This is a genomic window from Pedobacter sp. GW822-FHT03F06 (assembly GCF_058801365.1).
In genome coordinates this window covers 346,016-359,779 of the sequence record NZ_JBXANE010000007.1, presented here as the reverse complement: position 1 = coordinate 359,779, position 13,764 = coordinate 346,016, and the positions used below count along the sequence as shown (strand labels likewise).

General features: G+C 37.8%; 17 protein-coding genes and 1 tRNA gene. 16 read left to right on the top strand and 2 right to left on the bottom strand.

From position 1 onward, the window contains the following. Window positions 1–286 precede the first annotated feature (286 nt). The 8 genes from AC1RJ8_RS14780 to AC1RJ8_RS14745 all read left to right on the top strand — a co-directional run bounded on the left by AC1RJ8_RS14780 (window position 287) and on the right by AC1RJ8_RS14745 (window position 4,181). Window positions 287–727 (top strand): DoxX family protein, encoded by a 441-nt coding sequence (locus AC1RJ8_RS14780; protein ID WP_492954487.1) that lies wholly within the window; start codon window positions 287–289, stop codon window positions 725–727. A 172-nt stretch (window positions 728–899) separates the two neighbouring features. Further along, window positions 900–987, top strand: a tRNA-Ser gene (locus tag AC1RJ8_RS14775). Window positions 988–1,394: 407 nt separating this feature from the next. Continuing rightward, a complete protein-coding gene (locus AC1RJ8_RS14770; protein WP_492954486.1) occupies window positions 1,395–1,523 on the top strand; it encodes a hypothetical protein in 129 nt (42 codons plus the stop codon). An 874-nt stretch (window positions 1,524–2,397) separates the two neighbouring features. Beyond that, complete coding sequence (locus AC1RJ8_RS14765; protein WP_492954485.1) at window positions 2,398–2,652, top strand: hypothetical protein; 255 nt, start codon at window positions 2,398–2,400, stop codon at window positions 2,650–2,652. Continuing rightward, complete coding sequence (locus tag AC1RJ8_RS14760) at window positions 2,643–2,837, top strand: RagB/SusD family nutrient uptake outer membrane protein (RefSeq protein ID WP_492954492.1); 195 nt, start codon at window positions 2,643–2,645, stop codon at window positions 2,835–2,837. Before AC1RJ8_RS14765 ends, AC1RJ8_RS14760 begins: the two co-directional genes overlap by 10 nt. A gap of 22 nt (window positions 2,838–2,859) precedes the next feature. Further along, complete coding sequence (locus AC1RJ8_RS14755; RefSeq protein ID WP_492954484.1) at window positions 2,860–3,012, top strand: hypothetical protein; 153 nt, start codon at window positions 2,860–2,862, stop codon at window positions 3,010–3,012. 13 nt (window positions 3,013–3,025) lie between these two features. Then, window positions 3,026–3,226 carry a hypothetical protein gene (locus tag AC1RJ8_RS14750; protein ID WP_477581620.1) on the top strand — a complete coding sequence of 67 codons (201 nt, stop codon included), beginning with the start codon at window positions 3,026–3,028 and terminating at the stop codon, window positions 3,224–3,226. Then, window positions 3,210–4,181 (top strand): sterol desaturase family protein, encoded by a 972-nt coding sequence (locus AC1RJ8_RS14745; protein WP_492954483.1) that lies wholly within the window; start codon window positions 3,210–3,212, stop codon window positions 4,179–4,181. The genes AC1RJ8_RS14750 and AC1RJ8_RS14745 overlap by 17 nt, the downstream gene beginning before the upstream one ends. Window positions 4,182–4,400: 219 nt before the next feature. Here the strand turns inward: AC1RJ8_RS14745 and AC1RJ8_RS14740 are convergent, their stop codons facing one another. Next, entirely contained in the window at window positions 4,401–6,266 is a 1,866-nt protein-coding gene (locus AC1RJ8_RS14740; protein WP_492954482.1) for a LuxR C-terminal-related transcriptional regulator, read from the bottom strand. 200 nt (window positions 6,267–6,466) lie between these two features. Here AC1RJ8_RS14740 and AC1RJ8_RS14735 point away from each other — a divergent pair, with 200 nt between their 5' ends. From AC1RJ8_RS14735 to AC1RJ8_RS14720, 4 genes are all read left to right on the top strand, one after another. Next, the gene (locus AC1RJ8_RS14735; RefSeq protein WP_426327951.1) at window positions 6,467–6,799 is read left to right on the top strand and encodes a magnetosome magnetite crystal formation protein family; all 333 of its coding nucleotides are present in this window, start codon (window positions 6,467–6,469) and stop codon (window positions 6,797–6,799) included. A 22-nt stretch (window positions 6,800–6,821) separates the two neighbouring features. Continuing rightward, the gene (locus AC1RJ8_RS14730) at window positions 6,822–7,298 is read left to right on the top strand and encodes a hypothetical protein (protein WP_492954481.1); all 477 of its coding nucleotides are present in this window, start codon (window positions 6,822–6,824) and stop codon (window positions 7,296–7,298) included. Window positions 7,299–7,386: 88 nt separating this feature from the next. After that, window positions 7,387–8,046 carry a suppressor of fused domain protein gene (locus AC1RJ8_RS14725; protein ID WP_492954480.1) on the top strand — a complete coding sequence of 220 codons (660 nt, stop codon included), beginning with the start codon at window positions 7,387–7,389 and terminating at the stop codon, window positions 8,044–8,046. Window positions 8,047–8,070: 24 nt separating this feature from the next. Then, complete coding sequence (locus tag AC1RJ8_RS14720; protein WP_492954479.1) at window positions 8,071–8,595, top strand: hypothetical protein; 525 nt, start codon at window positions 8,071–8,073, stop codon at window positions 8,593–8,595. Window positions 8,596–8,636: 41 nt separating this feature from the next. Here AC1RJ8_RS14720 and AC1RJ8_RS14715 read toward each other — a convergent pair whose 3' ends face one another. Beyond that, window positions 8,637–10,481 carry a helix-turn-helix transcriptional regulator gene (locus AC1RJ8_RS14715; RefSeq protein WP_492954478.1) on the bottom strand — a complete coding sequence of 615 codons (1,845 nt, stop codon included), beginning with the start codon at window positions 10,479–10,481 and terminating at the stop codon, window positions 8,637–8,639. A 230-nt stretch (window positions 10,482–10,711) separates the two neighbouring features. Here AC1RJ8_RS14715 and AC1RJ8_RS14710 point away from each other — a divergent pair, with 230 nt between their 5' ends. The 4 genes from AC1RJ8_RS14710 (at window position 10,712) to AC1RJ8_RS14695 (ending at window position 13,503) form a co-directional block, all read left to right on the top strand. Beyond that, window positions 10,712–11,041, top strand: coding sequence for a magnetosome magnetite crystal formation protein family (locus AC1RJ8_RS14710; protein WP_492954477.1), 330 nt, complete (start codon window positions 10,712–10,714; stop codon window positions 11,039–11,041). A 9-nt stretch (window positions 11,042–11,050) separates the two neighbouring features. After that, window positions 11,051–11,578: a hypothetical protein gene (locus tag AC1RJ8_RS14705; protein ID WP_492954476.1), complete on the top strand. Its 528-nt coding sequence runs from the start codon at window positions 11,051–11,053 to the stop codon at window positions 11,576–11,578. Window positions 11,579–11,635: 57 nt separating this feature from the next. Further along, window positions 11,636–12,625: a hypothetical protein gene (locus tag AC1RJ8_RS14700; protein WP_492954475.1), complete on the top strand. Its 990-nt coding sequence runs from the start codon at window positions 11,636–11,638 to the stop codon at window positions 12,623–12,625. An 80-nt stretch (window positions 12,626–12,705) separates the two neighbouring features. Then, window positions 12,706–13,503 carry a hypothetical protein gene (locus tag AC1RJ8_RS14695; protein ID WP_492954474.1) on the top strand — a complete coding sequence of 266 codons (798 nt, stop codon included), beginning with the start codon at window positions 12,706–12,708 and terminating at the stop codon, window positions 13,501–13,503. The last annotated feature ends 261 nt before the right edge of the window (window positions 13,504–13,764 follow it).

Sequence of the window (13,764 nt, the reverse complement as noted above, 5' to 3'; positions counted from 1 at the left end):
AACGCTTACCAAGCTTTCTTCTTGTAATACTATTTGAAAGAAGAAAAATCAGTTTGATAAACCAAAGGAGATGACGACTCTTTTTATTGAAGTCTAATGGTATCGGAGTCGAAAGATATTACCGTACATTTCCGGCCATTCAATTGGGTGTAGATAATTAGTAAATTAAGCACATCAAGAATTGAAGCGTGTTATTTTCCATCTCAAAATCAAACAATTAGCTAGCCATTGTTATTTTCTTAATTTTTCCGTAAATTGTCATAACCAAAATATAGAAGTTATGAACATGCTTAAGAAAATCCAAAGCTGGGGCGATCACCATCACCCAAAATGGTTAGACTATTTTAGAATCTTATTAGGCCTTATTTTAATTTGGAAGGGTATTGATTTCTACATCAATATGCAAGCCTTTAGTAATTTAATGAGGGGCGCTTTCTTAGGCACAGCTGTGAGCATTAGCTTACTGGCGCACCTGATTATTATGTTACACCTAATTGGAGGCTTAGCCATTACCCTGGGCACACATACCCGTGTATTCTGCCTGGTTAATTTACCAATACTGATCGGGGCGGTATTCTTTGTGAATATTTCTGGTGGTATTTTTAAACCCTATTCAGAATTTTGGTTTTCGGTCTCCGTATTAATCGGACTGGTTTGTTTTGCAATTGAGGGAAATGGTATTTTATCGGTAGACCGGGAAAAAATTTACCCTAAACAGGCGCTTTAGTTTAAACCTAAAGTCCAAAATTGCTACTAAAATGGCCATTATTGGCCCTTTATTTGTTTTTTTAGAAGTTTTTATGCGAGCTAACTAAATGATTAGCAACGCTTAAAATATTTATGCAAATATTTGAATGAAAATCATTTGCAGATTTGCGCCAAGTTCGTACTTTTGCAGCGGAGAGCTGGCAGAGTGGTCGAATGCGGCAGTCTTGAAAACTGTTGACTGTAACAGGTCCGGGGGTTCGAATCCCTCGCTCTCCGCCAAAAATTAAAGCCTGAAATCTTCTGATTTCAGGCTTTTTTCTTTTATGAAAACTGTCACTCCTCTGAGGGTGGAATAAGTTCCCATTATTAGTTTGCTAACATTTCGAAAGGATTTACTCCCCAACCAATGCAAATCGTAGTAAATATGTTGATGGCCTTGCACTGTTTGAACTTTTTTTGATTGAAAAGTTTTTGTGTTCCTATAACATGATTTTAGCATATTCTTTAGGATTTAATGTTAATGAAGAATATTCCAGGAGGCTTGATCGTGCGATTCCGTGCCCAAAGTTCATTCAGTTATGTAAATTGAATCATTAAACAGTTATTGGACGTAAGATAAATTTTGTAAGTCATAAATTAAATGCCTTTACTCAATCGCCAAACCGGCAGGCCGTAATCTATCTGCTTTGTATGTAAACATCCAGGATCAGTTTAACCAGGCCGGAGTAGAAATTATGTTGCCACATTATAAAGCGCTCAGAGATGGAAATGCCACCACCCATTACAGCAGACTATTATCAGGCACCAGTATTTAGGACAGAAATATCAATCAAAATAACCTCACCCCACTACCGGAGAAATAAAACTTTAAGTTCCTCCAGGTATAGCGAAATATATTATCGCAATAAAAAAGCCCTAATTATCTGGGCTTTTTTTGTTTATAGTGTGCCCAGAGCCCTCCTCGCTTCCCAAAAGCAGATCTGTAACTTGTTCGTAAAAATTAAGAATCAATAAAAAAGAAGAAGAAAAACAATTATTGGGATCGATATCGGCGTATCGGCATTTTTTTTGCAGCAAGACAAGTATGAAAAGGAATGATATAATCAGTGCGCTCTTAGGTATGTTGATTATGGCCATCACTTATTGGCTGCTGTTTTACAGGCTCTCCTCTCCTAAAGAGCATAAAGAAATTAGAATATCCTCCTCAACACCACGATTAAAAAACTTAGAATAAGCTCTCCTTACTGATCTTTATTTGGTGAAGCCTTAAATTTTATTTTAGGAATGAATGTCTTTTTTTACAAAAACTATAAATTCTATAGTTTTTGTAGTTTTTATAAAAATTTTATATATATTTGTCAAAATGATGTTAATTATATTAACGACAAATTAAAAAGTACAATGCAACATTTACAATTTGTTTCCATGCGAATGTGCCTTTCCTGTTGTTGCTAATACAGCAGCGCTCATCACCCCCATTTTTCTTTATTAAATAATTACTGGCCTAAGGCTAACTGCAGAAGTGTAGCTTTTTAAACAGCGTACAAAATGAGATAGTGTCTATTATAAAAAACAAAACCGACAGGGAAGCCCTGCCGGATATTATTCGATAACCAGTGTAACGCCAATCACTTCTGGTTATCAAGTTTTACTAACAATTCAAATCATTAAATAAAACTGCATAAATATATGGAAAAACCTATCCATAGAAAAAAAATAGCCGCCAGGCTGATGGTATTTCCTGCAATTGCCACCTTTACCAAAAATGCAAGCGCACAGCAAAGTATCCCAATCATTAGCTCAACGGTAATAGGATCAGTAAAAGATTCGATAACGAAACAGCCTATCGGCAATGTGGTTTTGGCCATAAAAGGAACTACACATGCCGTAACCCGCGCAGCCGATGGAAGCTTTGCGTTCCGCACCGGACAAAAATCCCCTTAAAAGAATTTATCCAGGAAGGCTATCGCTGGTTCGATCTGGTAAGACAGGACGGTAATATTTATGTAGATGCCCTCAAAAAAATCCCCGAAAAATCGGCTGTTTCCTCAAAAAATATCCTGTTTCCGATCCCTCAAACCGAAAGAGAACTCAACACACTACTCACACAAAATCCCGGATATAATTAATTATTAATTTAAAAAGAAAAAAATGACAGTATCAGACTTTAGCATCCTAGGGAAAAAGATATTGGTGGGCATTATTGTAACCCTGATCCCCTTTATCATCATTTTTGGTGGCCTTTACCTTACCCAGCGTTTACTTGGCAACAAGCCAGCACCACAAACCATTAACAAAAACTAAAACCCTATGAATCATGAAAATCGAAGAAAAAACCCGACAGAAAATTATTAGAAATGCGGTATTAAGCCTCTTTATCTATGTATTGCCCATTGTGTTAATGTTCGTTACATTTTACATCACCGGCGATAGGCCCTGGTTAAAACAACAGCATAAAGCTGAAAAAACTAAGTCTGTAAACCCTAAAAATTCATCAAGCAATGGAACCAGTGATTAATTTTATCAAAAACATAATCGAAAACCTGAATGGTTTCGGTTTTCCCTTTTTAGTATTCTTTATTGGCGTACTTGAATTTTCTTTTGGCCTATATAAAGGTAAGTGGCCAAAAAACGAACGTTTTGTTGATATTGCCTGCTTTACCCTGCCCAGGTTGGTAATCAGGCCAATTGTGGCCTACTATGGTTTAAAATTTTTACCAGCCGTACTGCCTGGCTTAAAGAATACCTTTGAGTGGGTTCCTTTCTTTTGGGGCTGTATCATTATTGCCATTGCCGATGATCTTACCCAGTATTGGTACCACAGGCTGCACCATGAAATTCCGTGGTTATGGCGTTTTCACCGTACTCACCATTCTGCATCGTACATGGGCATGGCCATGGCCAGCAGGCAGAATGCCATTTATACCCTGTTTTTTTCGCAAACGTACTTAACCACAGCCCTGGTATATTTAGGACTTGGCATACCTGCTATTGTGGTAAGAGGAATTAAAGGTACTATTACCACCCTGGCCCACTCGAGTATTCCGTGGGATAAACCTTTTTACAAATACAAAATACTGCACCCACTGGCCTGGGTATTGGAAAGAACGATTTCTACACCTGCTACCCACCATGCACACCATGCGGCTACAACAGATGATGGCGTGGGTTACTACAAGGGCAACTTCGGCAATATGTTTTTCTTATGGGATATTATTTTTGGCACCGCTTTAATTACCCGCAAATACCCTAAGGCTTATGGCATTTCGCATTACGAAGGCGACCAATGGTATGCACAATTGTTATGGCCTATTTTCAAGTCGAAAGTTGCCGGTAGTGAGCTGGCTAAAAACGGCCCTATGGTGAGAATAGATGAACTTATACCTGCTAATCATACAGAAAAGAGAGATGAAGATACTTTTGAAGAAGAAGAATTTTATTACCAGCCTAAACCTACATTGGTAAAGAACTAATTTTAAAGGTTGGGTTTTTAACCACAGATGCACACAGATATAAAAAGTCTGTGTGCATTCTTTTTATCTCCTGAAAATCGGAACATCTGTGGTTAAATTATATTTACCTGTACCAGGTACTTAAATATAACATTGCACATATTGCTGTAAGGATTATTTACATACCATATATTTCCGATTCTCTGCAGCGCGAAACAACTATATTATCTAAAGCACAATTTAATGACCTATTTGCTGAAGAAACAGGTTAAGATCGTCGTCTTTTCCCAAGCCCAGTTTTTGTTTAATGCGGTAGCGGCTCATGCGCACACTCTTGGGTTCGATACCCAGACGGATGGAAACCTCTTTATTGGTAAAACCCATCAACATATATGAGCAGTATTTTAAGTCTAGCCGGGTAAGTGTATGGTTTGCTTTATCTTGCAGGCGTTCAAAAAAAGCAGGATTAGCGTCAAAAAAATCTATTTTATATTCTTCAAACTCTTTATCCATCTTTTTCTGTTGATTCACAATGCGTTTAATCTGTTCATCGAGCGAAAGATGGCTCTCACTGTTTACCTTGCCTGATATGAGTTCCAGCAGTTCATTTTTTTCTTCAATCTGCAAATTACCCGCTAATACCTCTTTTTCCAACCGTTCCTGCCGTTCTTTAAGTAAAGCCTGCTCAGCCTTTAACTGCAACGCTTCGGCTTCTTTTAATTGTGCTTTTAGTTCTGCAGCACCCTTTTGCTGGTCAATCAACTCCTGTTTCCTGACCGAGGCTTTGAGTTTATAGTTGTAGGAGATTAACAGGAAAAGTAAGGCTACTATCCCGGTAAGCCCCGAAATGATGTAGAAAACATTTAATTTTTTCGTGTAGGCACTTTGTTGATGGAGATATGCGATTTCCTGTTCTTTTTTTTCAGACTGATATTGTGCCTCGATCCTGACGGTGTTATTTATTTTCTCTTCGTCGAAAGCTTTTTTATAATTCGCAACGTATGCTTTTAGATAATTTAGCGCTGCTGCCTTATCTCCTTTTTTCTCAGCAATATTGGAGAGGCCCTGAAATATTCTGGACTTTGTGAGCGGCATTTTAACCACTCCATCTTCTGTTTTGCCCAAACCGGTTAATAATATTTTCTCAGCCTGATCATAATTACCATCCCGCAGGTAATATTCACTTTTTAACCCGTAACAATTTAATAAAATCTCCTGTAAATTCGTTTTTGTGGCAATTTCAATCGCCTCATCCACATATTTTTCTGCGCTATCGCGATAGGTTGCCGGAAAGTACTGAAAATAGGTATTGGCAGTATTTAGCGCTACTGCGGCAGTATTGCTATATACAAGCAAACGTCCTTCTTGTTTTTTAGAGAGCCAAAGTGATTTTTTGTAAACCTTTAAAGCCGAATCCAGCAGATTACGTTTTGTGGTATCCAGCTTAAAGTGGTCAAAAAAAGTTTGTCCTATGGTAAAATAAGCATTATTCAACAGATCTACCTGCTGGCTTTTTACTGCCGTTAGATAGCATAGATCGGCATATTTTTGTTGTTTAGATGGATTGTTCCCATATCCATAAAAGCTGGCCAGATAATGATATATGGTACTCTCATATTCGTAAGCATTTTCTCCTTTAAAAAAATCGAGTGCTTTAAAGAGTTTGGTGATAGATTTATCATTCTCATCATTAATAAGATCTAGCCAGCCATTTCTAAACCATACAAAACCTAAGGTAACCCTATCTTTAGTTTTCTTTGCATAGTACATGGCACTATCAAGGCTTTGATAGGCGTTTTTCATGTCTTTTTTCCAAACATATAAATGTACCAGGGTGGCATAGGTCATCGCTTTACTTTTTCCATCCTTTAGCCCCGCACTAATCCGAAGGGCCTGATCGGCCAATTGGAAAGATAGTGGAAGATTTTTTTCAAAATTAGCCTTAGCGAGCTTGCACAATATATTTACACGCAGCTCTTTGGTTGTACCCTTTTGTGCAAGTAAATGGTTTAACGAATCGAGATAGATTTTTTGGCCCTCTGCACTTTTAAAAAAAAGGAAAAGACAGATAAAGAGGCTTAATAAAGTTTTCAGTGGTAGCTGCATATTCAAAAATAGAAAAGAAACACTTTTATAAAAGCAGAAGTACAACAAATAAGTGGGGTATAGCGGTTTAAACGGCTTTTGTAGTCTCCTTGTAGACGCTATTTTAAAAACAGGTAGTCGCTGTGTAGCCCGCCTTTTCTTGGCTGATGGTTTAAACGCCCATAACTTTGAGTTATTCAATTCACCAAAAATTTAATCACATGAAACAGAAAACAATGGCTATTGTGGCCTACATTACACTAATCGGTTGGATTATTTCTTACCTGGAGTTTAAAAAATCAGCAGAAAAAAGTAAACTGGTTAATTATCACCTTGGGCAATCGCTCGGACTGATCATCACGTCTATTCTTTTAAGTATTTTGAGCAGTGTTATTTTAGCGATTATTCCATCTTTAGGCGCTATTTTTTATCTTATTTTATTAATTCCATTTGTACTGTTATTGCTTGGCATTATAGCAGCCAACAACGAACTGGAAAAACCTGTTCCACTCATTGGAAAAATATTCGAAGGAAAATTCAATTTTGCTTCTTAACATCAACTTAATAACGTCCCTTATGAAAACTAAATGGTATAACAAAACCCTAATCCTCTTATTATTGTTATGCAGTTTTAATGCAATTGCACAAAATGAGGCGCAGGCGGAAATTGAATTAAAATTAACGGATAAGGCCACCAATACCAGCTATAGCTACAAGCTTTATGGCGCTAATTATTCATTAAACAATCCTTTTTATAGCCAGGATGAAAGCAAATTGATTAATAATGGCAATTGCAGCATTAGTATAGAACTCGGTCAGAACCCTGACGAATTTTTACTTAAATGGGTGGCAGGGCAGCTTAAAAATACATCGGGCGTGATTACGATGGTAACCGTTAGCGACATAAAAAACCCACGTAAAATGACATTTACAGATGCGCAGCCTGCGGCTTCGTCTGAAAGCTTTTATATTACCAGCGGTAACACCGCTCCACAGATGAGCTTTTACGTAAAAACGCTGGCTATTGACGGCACTACGATATTTTCCCAATAAAGCAGCAGCCAACAGCAGAAAAACGTGTTATGAGAATAAATGGCAAAATCTTTGAAAAGCAAATACATCATTTAAAATGTAAAAAATTATGATGAACCCCGAAATTTATAAACAACAGTTTACCACAGAAGATACACCTGGATGGCAGGCGATAGATGATCAATTGGAGAAGATATATGGCAGTATGGAAGCACGCCATTACCCACCATTGTGCGGAATCCATTATGCAGCCGGTGGTACTGACCCGATAGATGGCGCCAGCATTTATGATAGCAGCCACCAAACCTTTCATCGGCACATGATCAGTTATGGTATGAGTGAACTGTATTATAACGAAGAAAAAGCTGGCGGAGAATTTAGCAAATGGGGTTTTGAATTTACGTTTAGACTGGTCCCATTCAAAGATGATGAGCATGATCCCATTTGGGCCATAAACGTAATGAATAACCTGGCCAGGTATGTATTCTCGAGCGGAAAATGGTTTGAAGAAAATCACTTTATCCCAGCCAACGGTCCCATAAAACTAAATACTGACACTGAAATAACGGGATTTGTTTTTGCCTTAGATCCCGAACTGGGGAAAATAGACACCCCTCACGGCGAAGTAAGCTTTTTACAGTTGGTGGGCATTACCAATGCAGAAGTAGAAGATTTGAAAAAAAGCCCTACAATAGGTGCTGTACAAGAACTGATCGAAAAACTGAAGAAGGACAATCCACTTTTAATTACAGATCTAAATCGAAAATAATTTAAAAATCCTGCGTAAACCGTTATGTTACAAAGAAACATCCTTTTAGTGCTTATTTTGGTCATGTCTTCTTGCCAGTCTAAAAAAGCAGTTCATTTAAAAACAGTTCTGGAGCAAAAGGAAAGGGGCGTTTTCAATATCATGCTGGGCAAAAACGGTCCTAATGAGCGGAAACTGAAGTGCCTGATTGTTGGCGATTTTAAATGTGCCCAGCAGGCAATAACCGACGAGGAACAGGCATTGGATAAAATCATCAGTGAAATAAATGCACTGGAAACAGGAGATATTAAATATGGCAACGAACTAAAAGCGGCAACAAGCAACTATTATAAGGCTGTTAAAGAATCCGAAATTTTTGACCGCTTAGTTATTGCCCAGCAACAGATCAGTCAAAACAAAACTAATACTGAAAAAATACGGGATGCTGCAATACACCAACAAGGGCAATTATCAAGGGAGAAGCTGGAAATGAGCAAAATAATCAGTAAAAAAGAGCAGGTATTGGCAGAAGTACAAAAACAGTTCAATTTGCTTAACCATTTGCACTAACCTGTTTTTCGCCCTAATAAACACTTAGAAAACCACAAGCTTTAAGTCATTTTCTGCAAAAATAAATTCAAATCCTCTTCTTTGTCAAGCCCCAGTTTTTGTTTAACACGGTAGCGGCTCATGCGCACACTTTTGGCTTCGATATGCATCAGCTGGGCAATTTTTTTGGTATCCATTTTTAAATGGAGGTAAGCACAGAGTTTTAAGTCAAGCGAGGTGAGTTTTTGTTGTGCCCTTTGATTTAGCAGAGAGAAAAATTCTGGATGTACCTGTTGGATCTGAAATTTTGCTTCCTCAAAATCGTTATCCAAAAGCAGCTCTTCATTCCAGATTTTGTTAATATTCAGTTGATGGTTGTCATTAAATTTTTCTTTGATCTGAAAAAGCATCTCTTTTTTATGCTCCAATTGTAATTGGCTGGCCATTACTTCTTTCTGTAACTGCTGTTGTTGACTTTCCAATAATTGCTGCTCCGCTTTTAACCTTGCCTGCTCTTCTTTTTCGAGTTTCATCTGCAATTCAGCATCCTGTTTTTCCAAATGCAACTGTTTTTCGCGCTGTAATGAATATCTTAACCTAAAATGGTAAGACCGGAACATAAATATTAGTCCCAACAGCGAAGCAATGACAATACCAATGTAGAGGTACTTTTGCTGCTGCGCATATTTTTCGCTCTGTTTTAACAGCCTCACCTCATTGTTTTTTTTTTCAGCTTCATACTGTACTTCTAGTTTTTGAGCATTTAAAGCCTGCCTCTGATCAAAAAGTTTACTATTGTATGCTGTTGCTTTTTTCTGAAACTCAAGTGCCTTTCCGTAATTGCCATTTTGCTCATAAAAGCTGGACAATGCCGTTACAATATTAATCAACGTGTAGTAATATGGCGCTTGCTGGTCTTTCATGATACTATAAGCCTCCTGTAAATACCCTTCAGTCATGGCCGTATTTTTATCTCTTTTGGCATATTCGCTCAAAATACCCAAGCTGCTCGCCCTAACCTCTTCCCCATTCAGCACTCCTCTCATTACCTCGTTGGCCATGCTTGCATACCGAATGGCATTTGCTTTCGCAGCCTGGTCCGTATCAGGAAAGTATTTCAAATAATAATCTGCACTATTGATGCAAGCCATAGCGTATGTTTTTCTGGCAACGTATTGGGGGTACTGTTTATAAAGATCTTGTACTTTATTTAAGTAGTAAATAATGCTATCCCGCTGTAATTCGCTCTTGGTTGCTACAAAATTGTAATCAGCAGCTACCGACAGGGCAATATAACAGTTGCTTAACAGGTTGTAATCAGTTGTTTTTAGTGCATTTTCAGTGGCCTTTTGGGCATATTTATTTACATTTTTTACATTGTCCCACCTCGTATTCAGTGCATATAACTGGTAATATATTTTAGCAGTAAGATAAGGATCGTATTTTTTCTCCAACATTTTAAGCCCCATCTGGCAATACTTAGTTACCAATTCATTATTGTCTATAGCATTGTAAAATAAAGCTTGCGCGTAATACGCATAAGCCAGGGCAATGGGCTGTTGTGCCTTTTGCCCAATAGATAAAGTGGTATAGCCCGTTTTTTTCAACAAAGCAAACTGCTTCGTATTTGCATAAACATTAACCAGCATGGCATATGCTTTTGTGGCTTCGGTAAAGTTCTTGAGTTTTATGGCCAAACTTACACTTTGTTGCGCCTTTGCAATTGCGGCTGCATAGTTTGCATTAATCCTATATCTTTCTGCCAATTGCGTAAGCAGGGCTGGTTTATCCCGCTCACTTAAATTATCGAGCGCTGTACTATCCAATAAGCTTTGCGCCTGGGCCGTGTAACCACCTATAACGATCCAAATCAAGAGTAATATGTTTTTAAAACCCAGATACTTCATATCGTAAAATTAGCATAAAGATTGGAGCTTGGGTAAAATTGTAGACAAAAGCCAAAAAAAACAAAAAAACATAAAACGCTAATTAACAACAACTTAAAAATACTTGTAGATGTATTGTAGACGTTTTTAAAAAATACAGTAGATGTTTTGTAGGCGGAGAAATCTTTCAAACGGCCAGGTTTAATCTCAACTTTGACCTAAATAATTTTTCAATCTAAAAATCAGACATCATGAACAACAAAACCCTTTCAATCATTTCCTACATCACCATTATCGGATGGCTTGTAGCTTATTTCAGTGGAAAAGACAAAGCTGATGCTTTGCTTAAATACCACTTAAGGCAGTCGCTTGGATTGGCTATTGTGAATATTATTTTTAGCGTGGTTCTTACCATCATTGCCAGTATGGTACCCAGTTTATCATTTTTAGGCTTAATTGGATATGTATTTATCGTTTTGTGGATTATGGGTATTATCAATGCGGCCAATGGTGCATTAAAACCTGTTCCGCTTATCGGTAAATGGTTCGAAGACAAATCTTCATTTGTTGGTAAATACTAAAAGAAGTTTATGCGCCTCAACATCAAAAATGTCATGCTAATGGTGATGGTCTCGACCATCACCGCATGCAACCTTACGGTAAATACCCCTGAAGAATATTTTGACCAGGCAGCCTTAAATGCGAATGATATATCGCGTTTTGGCACTTACTATTTTGAAGGCTATCAAGAATACCTTAAAAACGTATCTGGTCCCGGCAAAGTTACCGGTTGCGAAGAATACCTGAAAAATTCGATTGCCAGGGCCGAAAAGAATTTAGAGAAAGTAAAGAAACTGCGGCCAACTCCAGAAACAAAACCCATGCTGGATGCTTCAATTATACTGCATAACTACGTTTTAACGAGTTACAAGGAGAAACATCTCAAAATAGCCAAAATGATAGACAAACATGAGCCCGAGGAAAATATTAACAGGGCCTTAACTGAACTCGATACCAAACCCTATGACGCATTTATCGAGAAATATAATAAGTTGTGGAAACTTGCAGACAAATACGCTAAGGACAATAACATTGCAGTAGAAAAGATGCCTTTTTAGTAGTTACTTATCTAGTTACTCAATAATTCAGTCAATTAATACCTCAACCAGATAACTATGAGACAAGGACTTTCGATATTCTGGATACTTTATATGTTGTTTTTTGCCATTCCCTTCCCGATGTTGTTATATTACAACATTAAGAGCGAAAATATGCCGAACCTGATGGAAAGAGATCCATGGTTATCATTAAGTTTGGTAGCAGTTTCTTTACTATTGTGGATTATTCTCTTAATAGGCTATTACCGCAAATGGGTAATCCGCATTTTTTCGATAAAGCGCAATATAGAAAAACTCAAAAATACTGGCGAGCCGCGCGAGGCTAAAATTATAGCGGCTGCAAAAGTATCAAAACCTAACGCGGCTTATGATGCCTATGAACTCACACTTCAGTTTAAAAACTTGTCAGGTAGTGAAATCAGGCAAAAAACCACAATAAATGATTCAAAACCTTATGAACGCCGCTATGAGGTTGGTAAAACCGTGGGCATACTGTTGGATAAGGAGGCAAACAAAGTCCCTTATCTCATTTTCGCCAGTACAGAAGTGAGCATAAACAAAACCATAGTAGCGTTGGTTAACTTGGGTTGGCTCGCTTTTACCTGTATCGTTGCCGGCTATTTTGTTTATTCCTATTCCTCAGAAAGCGAAGGCATGGGCTGGCGTTTTATGAGCATAGGCCATCCGTTATTGGTTTGCCCTGCAGCACTTCTTTTTTATCGGATTTTAGGCGCCATTATCCACAGCAAATTTTTGGGTAAGCCAAATGAATTGTTCCTGATCAAATTTAAAGGTATGCAGACAACCGCCAGGTTGATTAAGGTCAGCCAGACGGGAACCTTTATTAACGAACAGCCAATGATTAATTTTGAACTGGAATTTACAGATCAATACCATCATAAACACTGGGCGAATATTAAAAAGGTTGTTAACCTGCTCGATCTGGATATCACTAAGCTGGAATATGTATCGATTTTTTACCTTAAGGAAAATCCGGAGAAAATTGCTTTCGAAAAAGACCTGAACGAAATTAAAGGAGAATTCTGATGATGAGCTTAAATAATATTTCCTGGCTTATCATATTGTCTTGCCTCTTGTGTTTGAGCTGCAAACAGGTCACAAAAAGTGTGGATGAAACCTTTCATCCAAACGATTCATTAGTTAAAAAATACAATAAAGAAAACCGTATCGGATCAAAAGGCGAATATACCGGAACCACTGAAACAACAACTTCTACACATCATCAGGAGAAATTTATAGTGATAAACGGCGATACGGTTAAAACGCCAGAACTTCAGGACAAGGCAAAAGAGCTTTTTCATGATCTGGAACGATTAAAACAAAAGCAAACACCAGCAGGTAGCAAGGAAATCCAAAAAAGGGTAAATGAATTTTTAAAGGATATGAACCTGCCTCAGCCAGGGGCAAAAAACAATAATACAGAAAAACCAGTAGCAAAAGCCAGGAAAGAGATGTTAAGTGCTTCACAATTAGCACAGGCAGAAGAGAAACTAAGGCAGTTGCCACAATACCGTGATAGAGAGATTGTGCTATATGAATCTGTGCACTTTTATGAAGATGGTTCCATTAAACTGGCCTTACAGCATCCCGAAAATCCTAAATATGTAGATGCATACCAATACAAAGATGGTTATTGGTCTAAACCAAAACCTGTACAGGCCAGGAATATTGAGCGCAGGACCTTTCCTTTAAGTAAAATAAATTTTGCAGCTGCACAAAAAGTCATGCAGATTTATAACGATAAAGCCGCTCAGGTTGAAGGTGCAAAACCCACCTCGATGGCCTATATTTCTATTTGGGATGATGGCATGCGTTGGTTCCCATCAACCATTAACGGCAGCCGCGAGCGTTACGACCTTCAGTTTAACAATGATGGAACGCTTAAAAGCTTCAGGCGGGAATGATATATATCAAGGTCGTCACCCTGAATTTATTTCAGGGTCCTCATTACAATAAAGATGCTGAAACAAGTTCAGCAGGACGAAATCTCGAATCTACTTAATCAAATTCATTGTTTTCTTAATCCCGATCATTGTTGCGTAGTACTCTTTCGGACTTTAACTTACTTAAAATCGGGTATAATTCCCCGCCCTTTTATTTATTAGATCCCTTGTTAATTTGTTGATCAAAAGAACAATTCTAAATAGCATAAGGCAGTTTAGCTT

Excerpts from the sequence above, each read along its gene's own strand:
- AC1RJ8_RS14755 (WP_492954484.1), top strand. The coding sequence starts at position 2,860 with ATGACAGTATCAGACTTTAGCATCCTAGGGAAAAAGATATTGGTGGGC.
- AC1RJ8_RS14725 (WP_492954480.1), top strand. The coding sequence starts at position 7,387 with ATGATGAACCCCGAAATTTATAAACAACAGTTTACCACAGAAGATACA.
- AC1RJ8_RS14765 (WP_492954485.1), top strand. The coding sequence starts at position 2,398 with ATGGAAAAACCTATCCATAGAAAAAAAATAGCCGCCAGGCTGATGGTA.
- AC1RJ8_RS14780 (WP_492954487.1), top strand. The coding sequence starts at position 287 with ATGCTTAAGAAAATCCAAAGCTGGGGCGATCACCATCACCCAAAATGG.
- AC1RJ8_RS14710 (WP_492954477.1), top strand. The coding sequence starts at position 10,712 with ATGAACAACAAAACCCTTTCAATCATTTCCTACATCACCATTATCGGA.
- AC1RJ8_RS14745 (WP_492954483.1), top strand. The coding sequence starts at position 3,210 with ATGGAACCAGTGATTAATTTTATCAAAAACATAATCGAAAACCTGAAT.
- AC1RJ8_RS14730 (WP_492954481.1), top strand. The coding sequence starts at position 6,822 with ATGAAAACTAAATGGTATAACAAAACCCTAATCCTCTTATTATTGTTA.
- AC1RJ8_RS14705 (WP_492954476.1), top strand. The coding sequence starts at position 11,051 with ATGCGCCTCAACATCAAAAATGTCATGCTAATGGTGATGGTCTCGACC.
- AC1RJ8_RS14740 (WP_492954482.1), bottom strand. The coding sequence starts at position 6,266 with ATGCAGCTACCACTGAAAACTTTATTAAGCCTCTTTATCTGTCTTTTC.
- AC1RJ8_RS14715 (WP_492954478.1), bottom strand. The coding sequence starts at position 10,481 with ATGAAGTATCTGGGTTTTAAAAACATATTACTCTTGATTTGGATCGTT.
- AC1RJ8_RS14735 (WP_426327951.1), top strand. The coding sequence starts at position 6,467 with ATGAAACAGAAAACAATGGCTATTGTGGCCTACATTACACTAATCGGT.
- AC1RJ8_RS14720 (WP_492954479.1), top strand. The coding sequence starts at position 8,071 with ATGTTACAAAGAAACATCCTTTTAGTGCTTATTTTGGTCATGTCTTCT.
- AC1RJ8_RS14700 (WP_492954475.1), top strand. The coding sequence starts at position 11,636 with ATGAGACAAGGACTTTCGATATTCTGGATACTTTATATGTTGTTTTTT.
- AC1RJ8_RS14750 (WP_477581620.1), top strand. The coding sequence starts at position 3,026 with ATGAAAATCGAAGAAAAAACCCGACAGAAAATTATTAGAAATGCGGTA.